Here is a 266-nt window from a genome sequence, read left to right on the forward strand (position 1 = left end):
TCCAGGAACTTGGACGGCACCCGGTTCAGCACATAGGGCGGCGTTTCCTCGGTGACCACCAGCCGGCTCGGTCCGCGCAGCCGCGCGATGCTGAAGACGGCGCGCAGGCGGCCATCGCAGGCGTAGTCGTAGGTCTCGACGATCTCGGCCAGCGCGTCCGCCTCGGTGCGGTACACGCCCGGCTTGGACGTCAGAATCACGAACACGGCGTCATGCGCGTCGCGGGTCATGCGGGGTTCCTTTGCGGATTGTGTTCGGGGAGGGCC

The 266-nt window shown here is 68.0% G+C and carries 1 protein-coding gene; it reads right to left on the minus strand.

Annotated features, from left to right (window positions below):
- The coding region (locus tag SB751_RS31280; protein ID WP_410749182.1) for a ferredoxin at positions 1-230 on the minus strand (230 nt) is incomplete at its 3' end.
- Positions 231-266 lie beyond the last annotated feature (36 nt).

The organism is Cupriavidus sp. SIMBA_020 (assembly GCF_046535395.1).
In the GTDB taxonomy this organism is placed as follows: Bacteria; Pseudomonadota; Gammaproteobacteria; order Burkholderiales; family Burkholderiaceae; genus Cupriavidus; species Cupriavidus campinensis.